Source organism: Colwellia sp. MB02u-10 (assembly GCF_014077185.1).
Taxonomy (GTDB): domain Bacteria; phylum Pseudomonadota; class Gammaproteobacteria; order Enterobacterales; family Alteromonadaceae; genus Cognaticolwellia.
Window position 1 is genome coordinate 143,510 of the sequence record NZ_JACGVK010000053.1, and the last position, 17,943, is coordinate 161,452.

The 17,943-nt window shown below is 39.4% G+C and carries 12 protein-coding genes and 1 pseudogene; 8 read left to right on the top strand and 5 right to left on the bottom strand.

Annotated features, from left to right (window positions below; all coding sequences use genetic code 11):
* Positions 1-27: 27 nt before the first annotated feature.
* Genes H4J59_RS01075 through H4J59_RS01095 form a run of 5 tightly spaced genes read right to left on the bottom strand, consistent with a single transcriptional unit; the run spans position 28 to position 6,852 of the window.
* Positions 28-1,515, bottom strand: a complete 1,488-nt coding sequence (locus tag H4J59_RS01075) for a TnsD family Tn7-like transposition protein (protein ID WP_182236043.1) — start codon at positions 1,513-1,515, stop codon at positions 28-30.
* 14 nt (positions 1,516-1,529) lie between these two features.
* Positions 1,530-2,477: a TniQ family protein gene (locus H4J59_RS01080; RefSeq protein WP_259369338.1), complete on the bottom strand. Its 948-nt coding sequence runs from the start codon at positions 2,475-2,477 to the stop codon at positions 1,530-1,532.
* On the bottom strand, positions 2,467-3,804 hold the full coding sequence (locus tag H4J59_RS01085) for an AAA family ATPase (RefSeq protein ID WP_182236046.1): 1,338 nt from the start codon (positions 3,802-3,804) through the stop codon (positions 2,467-2,469). The genes H4J59_RS01080 and H4J59_RS01085 overlap by 11 nt, the downstream gene beginning before the upstream one ends.
* Positions 3,797-6,043 (bottom strand): hypothetical protein, encoded by a 2,247-nt coding sequence (locus H4J59_RS01090; protein ID WP_182236048.1) that lies wholly within the window; start codon positions 6,041-6,043, stop codon positions 3,797-3,799. The genes H4J59_RS01085 and H4J59_RS01090 overlap by 8 nt, the downstream gene beginning before the upstream one ends.
* On the bottom strand, positions 6,040-6,852 hold the full coding sequence (locus H4J59_RS01095) for a TnsA endonuclease N-terminal domain-containing protein (RefSeq protein ID WP_182236050.1): 813 nt from the start codon (positions 6,850-6,852) through the stop codon (positions 6,040-6,042). The genes H4J59_RS01090 and H4J59_RS01095 overlap by 4 nt, the downstream gene beginning before the upstream one ends.
* A gap of 1,032 nt (positions 6,853-7,884) precedes the next feature.
* On the opposite strand from H4J59_RS01095, the gene H4J59_RS01100 reads away from it, so the two are divergent.
* From H4J59_RS01100 to acnB, 8 genes and pseudogenes are all read left to right on the top strand, one after another.
* Positions 7,885-9,318, top strand: a complete 1,434-nt coding sequence (locus H4J59_RS01100) for a coniferyl aldehyde dehydrogenase (RefSeq protein WP_182236052.1) — start codon at positions 7,885-7,887, stop codon at positions 9,316-9,318.
* 103 nt (positions 9,319-9,421) lie between these two features.
* A complete protein-coding gene (locus tag H4J59_RS01105) occupies positions 9,422-10,387 on the top strand; it encodes a nitronate monooxygenase family protein (protein ID WP_182236054.1) in 966 nt (321 codons plus the stop codon).
* 57 nt (positions 10,388-10,444) lie between these two features.
* Complete coding sequence (locus H4J59_RS01110) at positions 10,445-11,386, top strand: fatty acid desaturase (protein ID WP_182236056.1); 942 nt, start codon at positions 10,445-10,447, stop codon at positions 11,384-11,386.
* A gap of 49 nt (positions 11,387-11,435) precedes the next feature.
* A pseudogene (locus H4J59_RS01115) lies at positions 11,436-11,936 on the top strand (thiolase family protein); the annotation flags it as partial.
* Between the two features lie 51 nt (positions 11,937-11,987).
* Entirely contained in the window at positions 11,988-13,145 is a 1,158-nt protein-coding gene (locus H4J59_RS01120) for an acyl-CoA dehydrogenase family protein (protein ID WP_182236058.1), read from the top strand.
* Between the two features lie 14 nt (positions 13,146-13,159).
* A complete protein-coding gene (locus H4J59_RS01125) occupies positions 13,160-13,927 on the top strand; it encodes a 3-hydroxyacyl-CoA dehydrogenase (protein ID WP_182236060.1) in 768 nt (255 codons plus the stop codon).
* Between the two features lie 77 nt (positions 13,928-14,004).
* Positions 14,005-15,174 carry a CaiB/BaiF CoA-transferase family protein gene (locus H4J59_RS01130; protein ID WP_182236062.1) on the top strand — a complete coding sequence of 390 codons (1,170 nt, stop codon included), beginning with the start codon at positions 14,005-14,007 and terminating at the stop codon, positions 15,172-15,174.
* Positions 15,175-15,332: 158 nt separating this feature from the next.
* A complete protein-coding gene (acnB, locus tag H4J59_RS01135) occupies positions 15,333-17,936 on the top strand; it encodes a bifunctional aconitate hydratase 2/2-methylisocitrate dehydratase (RefSeq protein ID WP_182236064.1) in 2,604 nt (867 codons plus the stop codon).
* The last annotated feature ends 7 nt before the right edge of the window (positions 17,937-17,943 follow it).

Here is a 17,943-nt window from a genome sequence, read left to right on the forward strand (position 1 = left end):
TTAAACAGTTGCTTTAGTTAGTCTTTATCATTCATCTAAGTCTATTTTAGGCATCTTACCTATGCGATTATTCCTTCTCTCACTTCTAGGTACTGCATCTGGCAAGTTTAAATAAAACCACTTTTTATCATTCTTGAATAACCAAAGATAAGTACTAGTTATCGTTTTTCTTACTGTATTCCTTAAACAATTAGGATTGTTCACTAAGAACTTAATAAGTAAATTTCTTTCGATATCTCGTTTAATGATAAAGCGTTGCTCTTTCCTTTTTAAAACAACATCTGGCGCTGACGATAAAATATGCTCAATAGCAGTTTGGGACACACCAAATGCCTTAGCTATTTTCTCTGTCGATTCATAGGCAGACAACCGCAGCATGACCTGATGACGTTCTTTGGCGAAAAGCACCTGTTCTCTACGATTGATTGAAACACCATGTATTTCAGCTGTTTTTTTAATAAAGAGAACACTTCGATGAAAAATTTTAGCAACAGCTCTTAAGGAGTTCCCTTCATTTAACTTCTCAACTACCTGAGATTCATTCGTATGGATTTCGTTGCGTGGTAATCTTTTACAATATCGTCTAGAAAGTATAAAAATCAGTTCTTCCTCACAGCTATTGTATGAATCAACAAAATCTTCAAAACCCTCAAATAAATGACCGATTATGAGTAAATATTTAACCGGGTGAAAATGGCCTGTTTTTCGGTACGATACATATTGAGGAAAATAATTTGCGCCTGATACACTATTGATAGCCTGATGTATCAATGGTTGCTCTTTAATCCCTTCCCAGTACCTCTGGATAGCGAAGCCCCACTCATGTTGTCTAATATGAAAAGATGACGTTATAAAGCCTTTGTAGTACAAACGCACCATCAGACACTTGATGAATTTATTTTGTTCTATATAGATAGCTGGTTTATTAAATAATAAATCTGTACTGATTTTACACCACCAATGTTCATCAGCATTTATGTCTTCATCTGCTAAACCATAACCTGACTGAGGAGGTAATATTGGTACTTTACGGCTACGAGGTACATCGATTAGCTTTACGTGATGTTTAATACAGATTTCAACAGCAGGCAATTGATGACTACGATGCCAATAAGCAATACCAAACTCACTAGCATCACCCGCAGAACAAACGGGGCAATACTTTAGAGTTTTACTCTCTGCTAGGCAGTTAGCCACAATTGAGAACATAGCTGACATATGCTTTGCGTCACCTTTTATTAATCTAGACAAAGCATTTGAAAACTTATCTGGTTCAGAAAAAGCTCGGTAATAATTGACCATCGAATGATGTTCAATTAAGTAATAAACCGGCTTATTTGTCAGTTGAGATAATTGAGGTAGATTCGATGGAAATACGGCATCTAACTGTACATTTCGATTCCCCCACAGGTACTCGTATGCACTAGCAAACGTTGGTGATGGCTGAATTAAAACTAAGCGAGATGAAATACTATATAAGCTTTCATCAGGGTAAATCATCTCATTTAGCCACATGCTCCCTCCTTTATTTACAAATCAAACAACAAGCTTTCTATTTTAGATTCTGGTAAAAAAGTTCTCATGAGAAGCAAGTAGACTATGGGGGGCAGTAATGGCTCCCAATAAACAACTTTAGTCAGTGAAAAAGCGGCAGGAGGATCTTGAAAAGTAATAAAAGGGGTATTAAATTGAAACATAACCCTCACCCCCTTTGAGTGACAAGTGTTAAAGTAATCAAGTCTAGCTTTTCGCATTAACTCTTTTTCTTTAGGTTGGTAATGTAACTTAATTTGTTCAACTCCTATTTCATTACGAACTTGGCCCTTAATAGAATTAAGATCAATCATTTTGGTCGAACAGAGTAATCGTTGAGAAATTGAGTCTAGCCAAAGTCTATTCGAACAATATTCTTCTGTCTTATTGTTCGAAAACGCCTTTCCACACACCGGACATCTATTATCTTTAGGTGGGGAATAGTTCTTATCTAACGAGGTGACTTCAAAACGACAATGACGGCACTGACTTAAAAGTTGGTATTGATGTAAATCACAGTTATGAACTAAAGGGTTTTGATGGTTAGTATGCCAAGTGCTCACACCATATTCTTTCTTATCTTCTTCTACGCATAATGAACACCAGCGCCAACGTCGCACATTTAAAATACTATCCGATTGCCTAGGCAATGAACGGTGTTTATTCCCATTTAGAGCGATAGCATAAAATTTTTGATAAAAAGGGTACAAGCTATGACAGGCAGCTATATCATCTTTTCTTGTTACTCTTTCTAAAAAGTTACACACTTTATTTTGTGAGTCACTACTGGTTACTTTTAATGAAAGCTCTCTTTTAACCAAATTTAGTTCAATATCTACGTTATTGGATATCAACTGCTTTAGCCTAAAAAAGTACCCTAAGAAGTGCTCTCTAGAATGAATAGGGAATTGATAAGCAAAGCCTTGAATGTCATCATATATCATCAAAACTTACCCCTATATCCTTAGTCAAAGTATTAAGTTTTTGTAAGTGTTTTATTGGTGCCGATAATTGAACATTTTTGATTACTACCTCAGGAGATTCTACCTGATGACTTTCCTTACCAGTATCACCTGAGCGTTTTTGAGCTGCAAGATATTCAGATTCAAAGTCAACGAACCGCTTATTTCTTAGTGCTTCTAAAGCAGGCTCATATAATTTAAAGTTATTATGAAATACTCTAAGCAACTCACCATTATCATAAAAGTTAATAACCCCTCTAAGTTTAATCATTTCGATGTACAAACTTGCCAAACGAGTCATTGCAGCAATTAATCCTGCTGTTAGTTTTATAAATAACGTTTTAAAACCTTCAGGTGCCTTGGTACATTTATCTGAAGTGTTATTTTCAAAAAAATTCTCAATAAACTGATTAAAAAACTGGGAGTCATAATCAATGGGATGAAACTCAATATGTGCATCAGAGCAAAGCCGTCTAACGAGCGTTATCTCTTGATGTTGAACTAAACTTTCATTATTTTTAAGCCATGCAACACCTTGCGCTGTGCATGAAAGCAGCATAGGCACTTTAACTTCATTAAACGTAGCCTCAACTTTACTTATTGATGCAGAGTCTTTAATTGAACTTTTATTAATTAGAAATTGGAGTTCATCTACATGTATTAGCCCGATAGAATGAATGAGAGTAACTTTTTGCATTTCGATGGTATGTTGATCAACACTTGTCCCCCGTGACTTAACGCTCCATTCTTTATAATAACCAGTATTTAAAATATCATCAATTGCTTTGAAGAAATTTAGCACAAAACCTTTCATAGACATCGAGGGAGAGCAGTTAAATGATAACCAAACGACTTGTTTATGAGTTATACCTTCTGTAACTGGGTCATAGTGCTCTATGACTTGAGGTATATTACTAAGTACGGTTTTAATTGTTTTAGTCTTACCAACTCCAGAAATTCCACTCACAAAAATTGAAGGTAAGGTGGTGTCATATGAGTTTAATGAAAACAAAGCTTTATCCTTTGCTTTTCCTTTTTCAATTAAATGAACTAATAACCGAACTATAACATTACTATCAATTTCTTTTTGTTCATAGCCATACAAAATAACCCCAACAATTTTTTGATATAAATACAGTAACTTACCATGAGGGATATAAATCTTCCTCAATGAAATTGATGATACAGCATCATTTATCCATTGCTCTTCAAACGAACTATTTGCTGCTAGTGGCTTTGCCAAGTCATTAAGAAGTTCAGCTGGATTTTTTAAATACTTTGTAAAGGCTTGCAAAGGATTATTACTCATTTTCGCCCCCCTTTAGCAGGTTGTTATTGATCTCTTCTTGAATTGAGTAATCATCATCTGTCGGTAACATTTCAGTTGACTGACTACCTCCACCAAAACGTTGAGCATTTTCAGTTTCTCTTTTATGCCTTTCATAGTCTCTTCTAGATGCTTCCCTAACTTTAACTCCTTGGGCAGGTGACTTTCTGGTTGAGCGTTTAACTCCTTTCGAGTCTTTATAATTTTCATTCCTTAAATCATCAACTTCTTTAGCAAGTATCGCCTCCTGCTGCTCAAGCTCTTGCTGCTGCAATTCTTTTTCTACACGGTATTCATATTGAGTATGTTGTGATATTTCTATCCTAGGGCTATCAAACTGCCCTGACTTGTGTCTATCAAGCTCAAAGATTATGATTTCATTATGGTCATTTCGATACCAAATCAAGCTAGGAAGAGCATTGCTTCTTTTTACCTGAATTTTAAAGCTTTTTTTAAATTTAGCCCTGTTGTACCAACCAGCTTCAGTTGCATATAATCCCTTATACCAAAGACCATCTAACAATATTCCGTCGTGGCGAACTGTTGCTTCTCTTTCTTGAAGAAGTGCCCAGCGAATTTTATCCATATCTTCATCTGCAACAAGATTCCCACCGTTCATCTCTCTTTTAAGTGAATAGGTAAAAATATCATTTGGTGTGATACCAACTCTATCTATAGCCATATCCTTGGTATGTAAGTAATCCCTCACGGCAAATTTATTGTGAACTAGAATTGCTTTAATTAAAGATGCCGTCAGGGTATCAATATCCCACAAGGCAAGGTTTGATGCGTGTTGATCTTCTCTCCTTGGTTCTTTTACTACCCCTCCTGATTCATTGGTAAAGGCCTGAATGCCCATTTTTCCGAGTAATCGCTCACAAGTCCCTTTGCAATTCCCTTGGTAAATGGGAGCGAAACCAGCGCCAGAAATACCAATCTCTGATAATAATAAAGATGAGATGTTTTTTTCGGTATACTCAACTCCATTATCAGCCATAATTCTGACAGGGAGATGCCTACAAGGCCAATCAGATGCATCAATATAAACACCAAATTTTTTAGCCAGCTTTACTTTATCTTCACAAACACTAAGTAAGGCTTCTGCCGCTCCTGCCCAGTTTGGTTTTTCAAAACCTAGATAAAAACCTGTAATCATGCTTGAAGTGTTATCTATAACGATATAAAAGGTTGGCCGTCCTAGACTTGAAATCTCGCTCCTGTTTGAAGGATCTCGAACATATATATCAGCAATTGTTGCATCAATCTCATACTGAAATGTTGCACCAATAACTCCATCTCTTGCTACGCCTTGTTTAGGTTCAATATCTTTAGTAAATTTTATATTACCGTGCTTTAATTTCAGAAACTCTGTAGGGGTAAAGATCTTCTGAACGTGATAACGGAATTGAGATAGAGAAATATTATCACTACGATCCATTGGTATTACTGCTTCTCTCATTTCGCCTTCAACTTCTTTTGTTATATATACTAAGGCGTACTTCTTCATATATTGACGATATAAATATGCATAAGTTATCTTCTTAAGATGTTTTAGAGAACAGATCAACTGTTTAATATTTTTCTTATCCTCTGCGGTTATACCTCTGGTCACATTATTTTTAAGTCTATTTTCATTTTCGCTTAATTGACCATTTTTCTTTAAAATATTATTTATTCGTCCTCGCTTAATATTTACTTCTCCTGTTTTGTTATCCGTAAAATTTAAACCGCATTTTGCATAACCGACAGGCAACAAAGCATTGGGTGACATACCAAAAGTAATATACTTGTTCAATGCATTATAAAATGCACCTTCAGATTTCCAGTCACTACTCTCAATAAGTTGTAGAACATGCTTTCTGATCCCATTTTCATATAGATGCTTTTCAATAAATTGATCATTTGTAAGCGGTTGAATATTTCTATATTGTACATCACGTTTTTCTATCCAACTTATTCTCCCATCATCAATAAGTGCTTTATCCGATTTAGTAATCAACGGGGATAACTGAGGGCCTTTATCCAAGATCCATTCTTTATTTAAAATCCCACCAACTACTTCTTCGATACTACAAACTAATGGTTTTTTCTGATGTGTTTTGTTGAGTACTATATTCCAATCAACATAGGCAACACATCGGTGAGCATAGCTAACATGACAAATCCTAAATAATTGCGAATTGGTTTTGTTTTTATAAAACTGTCCTTGTACAACACTCATAATAAGTCCACCTTTGAAGATAGGCCTAAAGGCTGTTCAATACTGATGGAAAGTAATTGGTGGTAAGCACTGTACTTGAAAAGGCTTTGAGATTTTTGAAAGGTTAGACTTAATTGATCAGCAACTTTTATGATTATATTTTCAATGGTCTGCCGAGGATCTAGTTCCCACAAAGACTTAAAAGCCCCTGTAAATAAAATTAACTCTTCTTTCTCAACCTCAAGTTGACTCTCAGTGGCAAACCAATTGATGTTAAAGATCATTTCTTTGTTAAAAATAGTCTCGTCTAGAATTTTATATTTGATGCCTTCTTTTGCCCAGTATGCAGCTTCGAGTGATAGTTTCTGCCATGTACGAGAGCTTTTGTTAACGTAACCATTAGAGTCATACAGGTCATTACGATACTTGAAGGTATAAGCTACTCGCCAAGTTTTACCTGAATCAAAATCTATATATCTAACAACAAAGTCGGTTGACATGACATACGCTTGGTTAGTTATATAACATCGAGGGTGAAGTATGTTTTTCTCTATAGAAAGGTTTAGTGTTTGCTGAATATCGAGAGGACATTGTTCATGTATTTCTACGACGTTTCTTTCACGTATTAATCCGATATAAGTTCTAGTTTCACCATCTGATAATAGATGAATTATACGTTTTTGCTTATTGCAAAATAGCATATGCCTGCGGCTAATTTTACGAACTTTCTGAACCGTCAGAAAAGGTTGGTATTGACCAGACTTTTCATTTTTTTTCTGCCATTCCTTATATTTTTTCGTGGCTTTTACACTACTGATTTTCGACTTCATATTTTTCTCCTTTAAAGTCGCTACAAGGAGGATTATAGTCTAATAAATAATCATGTAAAGAAAATAACTATATTTTTCAAAGCATTAACTTGACAAGGCGCGTTTATTTTGTTACCGATGTATTAATTGAGTTTGTGAGGGGGAATTATGTCAATAAATTCTCATAATTGTCTGCTCCGACGACTATTCACCAGCGTTCCGAAAATATTTAGCCACGCCATCCAAAACAACCTAGCCACCGCTTACAAACTTTTGTAGCCAATATGATGAATATCCTTCTTCTTTGCACCGCTAACTTACATCGTTCCCGCACGTCTGAAGATTATTTTCGATCAGTTAATAACAAGCATAAATTTCAATCTGTGGGCTTAAGTGAAAAGTATTGCAAACAATATGATACTCAACGGTGCAGTGTTGAGATGCTTGATTGGGCTGATAAAGTATTAGTAATGGAAGTAATGTATGTTGAGCGCATTACTCAACATACTGGGGAACTCTTTCTTGTAGTGATCAAGTAAAACTGACCACGGATTTGTATTCAAGTCAGTATCTTTTCTCTGACTCATTTTTGTCTAGAAAAGTCTAGGAAGTCCCGATAGCTAACATTAGAAGAGTTTTTGTATGGCGCTTTCGCCCCGAGCACCAGAAAAGTAAATTTATTTCAACTATAAAATACTGCCCAATTAACTAATACTCATATCTCTGGGCACTTCAATGTCATTAACTTAAAGCGTTAACACATACGTTTATAATTCATTGGGTATTTATGGGGGGTTGTTCTTCATTTTTCCTAGCAAATTGGTGGTTAGGCCTTATTGCGCTCAATTTTTTTGATATTTAATCTCTAAGCAATCGATATTATTCAAGATCATTGGTCTACATCATGAACCAAATAACATAATAGTTGATTTTCAAAACAAACTTTCGTTGGTTTCCATTCTATCTGACATTTGGCAGTCTTGTATGTAATGAATTATTGTCCTTTCGGGGCAATCCTTTTTTTAAATGGTAATACTAAAGAGAGTAATTGATATGAGTGTAATAGTTGACAAAAGCAGCATGCATTCGCTGCTAAAAAATCAGCAGGAATCATTTAAGCAGGCTGGCTTTCCTGACTTAGAAATCCGAATTGACCGTTTAGATCGCCTGTTGGCAATGATCAAAAAATTTGACCGAAAAATTTGTAATACCGTTTCAGAAGATTTTGGCAATCGTTCCTACGAGCTTTCTCGAATGACCGAGATTTTTGCTACAATCGAGCATGCTAAAGATGCCATCGTTAGATTGGCGCAGTGGATGAAGCCAGAACAAAGAAAAGCAATTAGCCCTGCTGCCGAGGCTGGAGCTACCGCAGAGGTTCGTTATATGCCTAAAGGTGTTGTCGGCATCATAGGCCCGTGGAATTTTCCGGTTCATTTGGTTATAGGACCACTGGTTAGTGTACTTGCAGCTGGTAATAGAGCCATGATAAAACCCTCTTCAGTTACCCCAAAGACCGCGGAATTAATTGGTGAAATGGTGGCGGAGTTTTTCGATCCAACAGAGGTTACTGTTATATTGGGTAATAATATTTCTGAGCAATTTACCAAACTTCCCTTCAACCACATAGTATTTACCGGCTCAACGGATAACGGTCGTCATGTTATGCGTGCCGCATCGGATAATCTAGCGCCTGTGACGTTAGAGTTAGGCGGAAAATCACCCGTAATTATCGATAAGGATGCTGATTTACAAGTTGTTGCAGCTCGTTTAATGACAGGAAAACTATTTAATTCTGGCCAAGTTTGTGTGTGCCCAGATTACGTATTTGTGCCTGAAGAAATGCTTTCGGCTTTTCTCGAAGAGTTGGAAAAAGCGACCAAAATATTGTATCCAACCATCGAAAATAATCCAGACTATACGTCAATAGTCAATCAAAACCATTTCCGTAGAATACAATCACTCATTGATGACGCAGCAGATCAAGGTGTCGAAGTTATAACATTAAACCCAGCAAACGAAATCTATGACGAATCAGTCAACCGTAAACTGTTACCACGATTGCTGGTAAATCCTTCAGAAAATGCAGCCGTGATGAAAGATGAAATATTTGGTCCTTTACTTCCAATAAAAACGTACCACCAGATAGATGAAGTTGTTGAGTACTTAAATGGCCAAGATAATCCGCTAGCGCTCTATTATTTTGGAGAGGATGACGCAAACAAAGCACGCTTACGTGATGATGTTTTATCCGGTGGCATGACTATAAACGATGTTGTTGTGCAGGTGATCTGCGATCAGCTTCCTTTTGGTGGCGTTGGAGCAAGTGGTATGGGTCATTACCACGGTATTGATGGTTTTCGCGAGTTCTCTCACTTAAAGGCGGTTTATTCGCAGTCTCCTGTAGAGGAAATAGCCGGATTCATGCGACCTCCATATACCGATGCCATGCGTGCCATGTTAGAGCAAAAAGTTACTGAAGCTTAATTTAAGCCAAACCAGCACAAATTTTAAATGCTAACAAAGAGATGGTTGCCACTAGGGCCATTTCTAGTTAGCTAAAATATCGTTTTTATTTCGGAGAATTGATATGGCACTACCAATATCATTAGCAGAAAATATATCGTTGCCCGTTGTGGCTGCCCCTATGTTTATCCTATCCAATCCAGATCTTGTTATCGCCCAATGCAAGATGGGCATTGTTGGATCTTTTCCTGCACTTAATGCTCGCCCTGCTGAGGAGTTGGACGTTTGGTTGCAAAGAATCTCCAGCGAACTAGAGAAACACAATGCATCTGACCCAGAAAGACGAGCAGCACCTTATGCAGTGAATCAAATCGTCCATAACTCTAATGATCGTCTGGAACACGATCTAGCGCTTTGCGTTAAGTATAAAGTGCCTATCGTAATTACCTCGCTGGGATGCAAAGCGTCCGTCATTGATACAGTTCACTCTTACGGTGGCTTAGTGTTTCACGATGTAATCAATAATAAATATGCAAAAAAAGCAGTATCCCAAGGCGTTGACGGGCTTATTGCGGTAGCAGCCGGAGCCGGAGGGCATGCTGGTACCACGTCGCCTTTCGCCTTGATACAAGAAATCCGCGAATGGTTTGATGGTCCACTGTTATTGTCAGGCTCTATTGCCACTGGGGATTCAATACTGGCTGCACTAGCAATGGGGGCAGATATGGCCTATATGGGCTCAACCTTTATTGCAACCAAGGAAGCAAACGCCTCTGACGAATATAAACAAGCGGTAATAGATCATGCTTCCTCAGACATTGTTTACAGTAATCTGTTCACCGGGGTACACGGAAACTACCTACGCCCTTCCATTGAGGCGGCCGGCATGGATCCCGACAATCTGCCTGAGAGTGACCCGTCAAAAATGAATTTCAGCTCAAATGAAAGTACCGATGCGAAGGCCTGGCGGGATATTTGGGGCTGTGGTCATGGTATTGGCGCAGTCAAAGAGCTCCTTCCAGCCAAAGAAGTTATATCGCGACTTGAGCGCGAATACCAAACAGCACAAAAACGGATAGCAGGGATATAAGTTAACAATTCCCTTTTCCTTAACGTAAATAATTATAGATTTTTGGAGTAACCAATCATGTCTAGCGAAGTAATAACATCAAAACTAGCAAGTAAAGAAGAATACTTTCTTGAACTTAAGAAAACCCCTGCACTTTCGTTGCCAGCATTCGGACTGTTCCTGCTCGGCCTAGCAGTTATGGCCGGTGGTTCATATATGGCATTAAGTGGCGAAATGCCTCTGTGGGTAGCCACGCTTACCAATGGTGTCGGCTTGTATTTACTGTTTACCATTATGCATGAAGCCATGCATCGTGCACTGTCCAGCAATAACTTCGTCAATGACTTTCTCGGCCGCTTCTCTATGATGCTTTTGATTCCAGCTGCTCCTTTTGAGATTGGACGCTGGGCTCATTTTCAACATCATAGATTTACCAGCGACGAAAGAGATCCGGATCAGTTTATCCACCATGGTAAATGGTGGACTATACCTGTACGCTGGGCCAACTTCGATCTCTACTATCTGTACTGTTTTTTTCGTGATGGTGGTAAACAGAAAGAACGTCATTCAAAGTCGCTCTTTATCAACCTAGCAGTTTTCACAACCGTAATTTCAACATTGATTTATTTTGGTTTCGGCATGGAGCTACTATTTTTGTGGTTTTTACCTACCCGGGTAGCACTTGCAATGATTGCCTTAATTTTTGTATTTCTTCCCCATTATCCAGGCGATATTTCCGCTGAAGAAAACGAATATCAGGCTTCTACTATCAGACGCGGCTGGGAATGGTTATTAACTCCCATTTTCGTCTACCAAAATTATCATCTAATCCATCACCTTTGGCCGACGGCACCTTTTTATAACTATATAAAAATCTGGCACCTAAAGTACGATGAGATTGCAGCATATAATCCTGCTATACAAAAATCTTTTGGGCTTACGCCTATTAATTATGAAAAAAACTCAGAATTTACGCCAGTTAATCGTGATAATAAAACTACAAACTCTGGGGGTTTGTAGAAACAGCACCCCACGAAAATAGAAAGGATGAGGTGTAATCCTCATTTCTAAAATTCCGACTCTGCGTCCTGCATTTAAGAAAGATGGCACAGTGACGGCGGCCAATGCCAGTTCAATTTCAGATGGCGCCTCCGCTGTTGTGTTAATGCGCGAGAGCCAAGCAACAGAGCAAGGTTTAACGCCATTAGTTCGTATCAAAGGGCACTCGACTCAAGCACAAGCGCCAAGCGAGTTTGTTATTGCGCCAATTGGTGCAATAAAGAAAGTACTAGATAAAGCCAATTGGTCAATCAACGATGTGGATTTATGGGAAATTAATGAAGCCTTTGCAGCGGTAACTATGTTGGCAACACAAGAGCTTAAGCTCGACCCGAAACAAGTTAACATTCATGGTGGCGCCTGTGCCCTTGGTCACCCTCTTGGCTCATCGGGTTCACGCATTATCATCAGCTTAATCTATGCGCTTAAGCGTTTAGGTAAAAAGCGCGGTGTTGCGGCCTTGTGTATTGGTGGCGGTGAAGCGACGGCTATTACAATCGAAATACTTTAACCCCTATATTTTAAAAACCTATTATTAAAATAAATTTAGAAGAGAAATATTATGGATCTTTCACTAACCGAAGACCAAGCCATGATTCAAGAGATGGCCGCTAAGTTCGCACAAACTGAACTTGCACCTGTGTCTGAAAAACTCGATCAACATGGTGATCGCCAGCTGTTCTTAAGCAATTTAAAAAAACTCGCTGAGCTTGGCTTTATGGGGCTAAATGTTAGCTCACAATACGGTGGCGCTGAAGCTGGTACGGTAGTCTTTAGCCTAGCAATGACTGAAATTTCACGCGCCTGTGCTTCAACAGCAGTAACTATGTCTGTTACCAATATGGTTGGTGAAGTGATTCAATCTGTAGCCAATGAAGCACAAAAACAAAAATATCTACCCAAACTTTGCAGTGGTGAATACGCCGCTGGTGGTTTTTGTTTGACCGAGTCTGGTGCGGGTTCAGATCCCTCAGGCATGAAAACTAAAGCCGTTTTAGAGGGAGATGAATGGGTAATCAATGGGGCTAAGCAATATATCACTAGCGCTGAATATGCCGGTGTCTTTGTATTATGGGCGGTAACTGATCCAAGTGCGCCAAAAGGTAAAGGTATTTCATGTTTCTTAGTTGAAGCCGATGCGCCTGGCCTGATTATATCGCCAGCTGAAAAGAAAATGGGCCAACATGCCTCGTCTACTAACGAAGTAGTATTTGACAACTGTCGACTGCCTAAAGAGGCGTTAATGGGTACGCTAAACCAAGGCTTTAAAGTGGCGGTTTCTGAACTGGCTGGTGGCCGCATCGGTGTTGGTTCACAATCATTAGGTATAGGATTAGCTGCCATCGATTTTGCCCGTGAATATGTAAATGAACGTCAACAATTTGGTCAAAAAATCACTAGTTTTCAAGGTATCCAATGGATGCTAGCCGATGCTTATACCGATTTAGAAGCGGCACGTTTATTATTAATGAACTCAGCGGATAAAAAAGATAAAGGGCTACCATTTGGTAAAGAAGCGTCAATGGCTAAACTATTTGCTTCAGAAAAAGCCAATCAGGTCTGTTACACCGCACTGCAACTAATGGGCGGCGCAGGTTACATTAAAGACTATCCACTAGAGCGTTATGCTCGTGATGTTCGCGTGGCAACCATTTATGAAGGCACCAGCGAGATTCAACGAGTGATTATCGCTCGAGAATTGTTACGCGAAATTAACTAATTTAAGGATTTATCATGGATTTAAATAACAAAGTTGTTGTCGTAACAGGCGGAGCTTCTGGCTTAGGGTTAGTCACTTGCCAAGAATTAGCCAAAAAAGGTGCAAAAATTGTTGCTTTTGATTTAAACGAAGAGACAGGAAAAACACTCGTCGCCAGCTTAGGTAATAATGCCATTTTTGCCAAAGTAAACGTTACCGACGAAATTTCTGTTGCCACCGGCATTAAACAAGCAGTTGATGCGTTTGGCACTATTCACGCGTGTATTAACTGCGCAGGCATTGCTCCTGGCGGTAAAACCGTTGGTCGCAATGGCGCTTTAGCCTTAGAGAAATTTTCGCAGGTTATTAATATTAACTTGGTTGGTAGCTTTAACGTGCTACGTTTAGCGGCTGAGCAAATGGCTAAAAACGAGCCTGATGCAAAAGGTGAGCGTGGTGTCATTATCAACACAGCATCGGTTGCAGCATTCGAAGGTCAAGTCGGCCAAGCAGCATACAGCGCAAGTAAAGGTGGCATCGTTGCGATGACCCTGCCAATTGCCCGTGATTTAGCTCCTCTTGGCATTCGTATTATGACCATAGCACCGGGTATTTTCGATACCGCCATGATGAAAGGGTTTAGTGACGAAATCCGCGAACCGCTTATCAACATGGTACAAAGTCCTAAGCGTTTTGGCGATCCTGTTGAGTATGCTGATTTGGCAGCTCACATCATTACCAATAGTTATCTCAACGGCGAAGTTATTCGACTTGATGGCGCTATTCGAATGGAGCCTAAATAAGTAACCCTTTCCTTTTAGGAGGGGGAAATTGCCCCTCCTTTTTTTTGCTATTCTTTCATTTTTTATTGGAGCGCTTTATGTTGAGTGATGTTAAAGTCTTGGATCTATCCACCTTACTTCCTGGCCCTTACGCTTCAATGATGCTCGCTGATCTCGGGGCGAAGGTTTTACGGGTTGAATCTCCAACTCGGGTTGATTTGGTACGAGAAATGACACCCAAAGTAGAAGGCTCTTCTGTCGCGCATCAATATTTGAATCGTTCAAAAAAATCAATAGCACTGGATTTAAAACAACCAGAAGCCATTGAAATAATCAAAGCGTTAGTCAAAGAGTATGATGTGGTGCTTGAACAGTTTAGGCCTGGCGTAATGGACAGACTCGGTATTGGTTATGAGGTCCTAAAAGCAATAAACCCGAAAATAATTTATTGTGCAATCACGGGTTATGGTCAAACAGGGCCTTACAAGAGTCGTGCTGGACATGATTTAAATTATCTTGCCATCGCTGGTATTAGCAGTTATTCCAGAAGAAAAGAACAATCTCCAACGCCTCAGGGAATTCAAATAGCCGATATTGCCGGAGGTTCTCTTCATGGGGTTATTGGTATATTAACAGCTCTACATCACCGTCAACGCACGGGAGAAGGTCAAATGATTGATATCAGCATGACCGATTGTGCCTTTGCCTTAAATGCAATGAGCGCTGCAGGAACACTCGCTGGTAATGATGTACCAAAGGCTGAATCACATCCGTTTAATGGTGGTACTTTTTATGATTATTACCAGACTAGCGATGCTCGTTACCTATCCATAGGTAGCTTAGAGCCTAAATTTTTTAGTGGTCTGTGCCAACTCCTCGGTTTAGAGCACCTGCTTCCAATCACTAACAAAACCTCAGTTCAACAACACATTAAAGACAGTTTTATTCACGCTTTTAAACAAAAAACTTATGCTCAATGGCAGGCAATATTTATCAAGCATGATTTATGCGTCGAGCCAGTACTTAACCTAAAAGAAGCCAGCGAGCATCCACAGATAGTCGCCCGAGGTATGATTGTCGATGTGCCACACCCGCAATCAGGCATGCAAAAGCAACTAGGCTGTCCCATTAAGTTTTCAATGTACCAAACACAGTATCAACAAGTGGGCGGTGAGGTTGGTGCCGATGGCAAGCAAATACTCACCCAACTTGGCTTTAACAACAGCAAAATAAATGCTCTTAAGAAAGATGGAATTGTAACGTTTTAAAACACAAAATAATATTGGTAAAAACTAAATAACTTAATATAAATATCCCTGCCACGCTTAGACTTAAATACAAATAGTAGCAAGGTATCGATAATTTTAATCTCAGAGACTAATCTTGATAACCAAATAATCGAGTCCAATCATAAAAGGTGAATGTCGTGCTTCAAAAATATCGTAACCACGTAATAGAACGTGCAGCTGAAGGTCTTGTGCCTAAAGCTTTAGACGCTGAACAAACAGCAGCATTAGTTGAATTAGTTAAAAACCCACCAATAGGTGAAGGAGATTTTTTAATTGATTTATTAACAAATCGTGTACCCGCCGGTGTTGATGAGGCCGCTTACATTAAAGCGGGATTTTTAGCAGCCGTTACTAAGGGTGAAACGACTTCATCTATCTTAACGCCTGAAAAAGCCACGCAATTATTAGGCACCATGTTGGGCGGTTATAACATTCAACCAATGATTGATCTGTTAGACGACGATGCATTATCAGCAACGGCGGCTAAAGGCTTATCACATACTTTACTTATGTTTGACGCCTTCCATGATGTACAAGAAAAAGCTGAAGCAGGTAACGCTGCAGCTAAACAGGTTATGCAAGCGTGGGCTGACGCAGAATGGTTTACATCAAAAGAAAAAGTCGCGAAAAAAATCACCGTTAAAGTCTTTAAAGTGACTGGTGAAACGAACACGGATGATTTATCACCCGCTCCAGACGCTTGGTCTCGTCCTGATGTTCCATTACATGCTAAAGCAATGCTTAAAATTGCTCGTGAAGGTATTAACCCTGAAAAAGATGGCCATATTGGTCCAATCAAGCAAATTGAAGCGCTGCTAAAAGAGGGCATTCCATTAGCCTATGTTGGTGATGTTGTTGGTACAGGCTCTTCTCGTAAATCAGCGGCTAACTCTGTGTTATGGTATATGGGCGATGATATTCCTTGTATCCCTAACAAACGTGGTGGCGGTGTCTGTTTAGGCGGGAAAATTGCGCCTATCTTCTATAACACGATGGAAGATTCAGGTGCTTTACCCATTGAATTAGACGTGCAAGCAATGCACATGGGTGATGTCATTGACATTTATCCCTACGACGGTGTTGTTAAAAATGCTGCTGGTGAGGTGATTTCAACATTTAAACTTAGCCCGGTATTATTTGACGAAGTTCAAGCTGGTGGACGTATTCCGCTTATTATTGGCCGTGGTTTAACCGGTCGAGCTCGTGAAGCATTAGGTTTAGAAACGACTGATTTATTTGCAACACCTGTTGATCCTGCCGCCTCTTCTAAAGGGTTTACTCTTGCACAGAAAATGGTAGGTAAAGCATGTGATGTTGATGGCGTTCGCCCCGGTCAATATTGTGAACCTAAAATGACGACGGTAGGCTCGCAAGATACTACGGGGCCGATGACACGTGATGAGCTTAAAGATTTAGCCTGTTTAGGTTTCTCTGCTGATTTAACCATGCAGTCTTTCTGTCATACCTCAGCTTATCCTAAGCCTGTTGATGTTATTACCCATCATACATTACCTGATTTTATGATGAATCGTGGCGGTGTATCACTTCGCCCAGGTGATGGTGTGATTCATTCTTGGTTAAACCGAATGTTATTACCCGATACGGTAGGCACGGGTGGTGATTCTCATACACGTTTCCCATTAGGTATATCTTTCCCTGCGGGCTCTGGTTTAGTGGCTTTTGCAGCCGCAACGGGGGTTATGCCACTTGATATGCCTGAATCAGTATTGGTTCGCTTTAAGGGTGAAATGCAACCCGGTATCACCTTACGTGATCTAGTGCATGCAATCCCTTACTATGGTATAAAAAACGGTTTATTAACGGTTGAAAAAGCAGGTAAAGTGAATGAGTTTTCAGGGCGTGTATTAGAAATTGAAGGCCTTAAAGGTTTATCTGTTGAGCAAGCTTTTGAATTATCTGATGCGTCTGCTGAGCGTTCTGCTGCAGGTTGTTCAATCAAACTTGAAGAAGATGCCGTTGCTGAATACTTAACGTCTAACATTGTCATGCTTAAATGGATGATCAGTGAAGGTTACGCTGATGTTCGTACTATTACTCGTCGTATTAAAGGTATGGAAGCATGGTTAGCTAATCCTTCATTAATGACAGCTGATGCAGATGCTGAATATGCGCATATTATTGAAATTAATTTAGCTGATATTAAAGAGCCAATTGTTTGTTGTCCTAATGATCCAGATGATGCAAGATTATTATCCGAAGTTGCAGGGGTTAAAATTGATGAAGTATTCATTGGCTCATGTATGACTAACATTGGTCATTTCCGTGCTGCGGGTAAATTGATTGAAACTTTCCTTAATAAGAGTGGGGGTTCATTGCCAACACGTATGTGGGTTACACCACCGACTAAAATGGACAGTGCCCAACTTAAAGCGGAAGGTTATTTCAATATTTTTGGTAAAGCTGGTGCACGAGTAGAAACGCCTGGTTGTTCATTGTGTATGGGTAACCAAGCACGTGTAGGCGATAATACGACAGTATTGTCTACCTCAACACGTAACTTCCCTAACCGTTTAGGTAATGGCGCAAACGTTTACTTAACGTCTGCAGAACTTGCCGGTGTTGGTGCTATATTAGGTAAGCTACCAAGTCCTGCTGAGTATAAGGAGTACGCGTCTCAAATAGATGTTACTGCTGCTGATACTTATCGTTACTTGAACTTTGATAAAATGGAAGAGTACACTAAAAAAGCTAATACGGTGATTTTACAAGTAGAAGCTTAATTTGAAA

Excerpts from the sequence above, each read along its gene's own strand:
- H4J59_RS01075 (WP_182236043.1), bottom strand. The coding sequence starts at position 1,515 with ATGTGGCTAAATGAGATGATTTACCCTGATGAAAGCTTATATAGTATT.
- H4J59_RS01080 (WP_259369338.1), bottom strand. The coding sequence starts at position 2,477 with ATGATATATGATGACATTCAAGGCTTTGCTTATCAATTCCCTATTCAT.
- H4J59_RS01085 (WP_182236046.1), bottom strand. The coding sequence starts at position 3,804 with ATGAGTAATAATCCTTTGCAAGCCTTTACAAAGTATTTAAAAAATCCA.
- H4J59_RS01090 (WP_182236048.1), bottom strand. The coding sequence starts at position 6,043 with ATGAGTGTTGTACAAGGACAGTTTTATAAAAACAAAACCAATTCGCAA.
- H4J59_RS01095 (WP_182236050.1), bottom strand. The coding sequence starts at position 6,852 with ATGAAGTCGAAAATCAGTAGTGTAAAAGCCACGAAAAAATATAAGGAA.
- H4J59_RS01100 (WP_182236052.1), top strand. The coding sequence starts at position 7,885 with ATGAGTGTAATAGTTGACAAAAGCAGCATGCATTCGCTGCTAAAAAAT.
- H4J59_RS01105 (WP_182236054.1), top strand. The coding sequence starts at position 9,422 with ATGGCACTACCAATATCATTAGCAGAAAATATATCGTTGCCCGTTGTG.
- H4J59_RS01110 (WP_182236056.1), top strand. The coding sequence starts at position 10,445 with ATGTCTAGCGAAGTAATAACATCAAAACTAGCAAGTAAAGAAGAATAC.
- H4J59_RS01120 (WP_182236058.1), top strand. The coding sequence starts at position 11,988 with ATGGATCTTTCACTAACCGAAGACCAAGCCATGATTCAAGAGATGGCC.
- H4J59_RS01125 (WP_182236060.1), top strand. The coding sequence starts at position 13,160 with ATGGATTTAAATAACAAAGTTGTTGTCGTAACAGGCGGAGCTTCTGGC.
- H4J59_RS01130 (WP_182236062.1), top strand. The coding sequence starts at position 14,005 with ATGTTGAGTGATGTTAAAGTCTTGGATCTATCCACCTTACTTCCTGGC.